This window comes from Pontibacillus litoralis JSM 072002, assembly GCF_000775615.1.
Taxonomy (GTDB): Bacteria; Bacillota; Bacilli; order Bacillales; family BH030062; genus Pontibacillus; species Pontibacillus litoralis.
Window position 1 is genome coordinate 1 of record NZ_AVPG01000076.1, and the last position, 496, is coordinate 496.

A 496-nucleotide genomic window follows, 5' to 3' on the forward strand; every position below is an offset into this window, starting at 1 on the left:
AAAGGTACGAAATAAATGCGTGAAAAGCAATTTTACAGCATTGTTTTTCACGCATTTATGGTGTTTTTCTAACACTTGTCCGGCTTCCAGCGTGTTGCAGTTTTTGCATGCTCAAGGCTAATACCTTCAACCATCATAATCAGATCTGACCACCTTGTTTCCAACGGCTTCTTGGTTTCAAGCAGGCTGGAAGGCAGTACAAGACTGCCCCTTTCAAGCTTAAGATGGTAGATGACCAGACCACCGCATTCCATATGCAGAACCTTCATGCTGGTACATGGACGATTGATAAAGATGAAGGCATCGCCATCTTGTACATTCATGCCCATCTCGTTGGTCACAATACCGCTGAGTGAGTAGAAACTCTTCCGCATATCCGTAGGAAAGGGATACAGGAAGAATCTGTTGCTATCATTTAGACTGAACATAGGCTTAGCGTTCTATAAAGATGAGTTCACGGAGTATTGCTGGAGATATGGCTTCAGTGACACGAAGG

Annotated in this window: 1 protein-coding gene; it reads right to left on the reverse strand. The window is 43.8% G+C overall.

Annotation, left to right across the window (positions count from 1 at the left end; genetic code table 11):
- Positions 1-68: 68 nt before the first annotated feature.
- Positions 69-428, reverse strand: a complete 360-nt coding sequence (tnpB, locus tag N784_RS15770; protein WP_036836558.1) for an IS66 family insertion sequence element accessory protein TnpB — start codon at positions 426-428, stop codon at positions 69-71.
- Between the last annotated feature and the right edge of the window lie 68 nt (positions 429-496).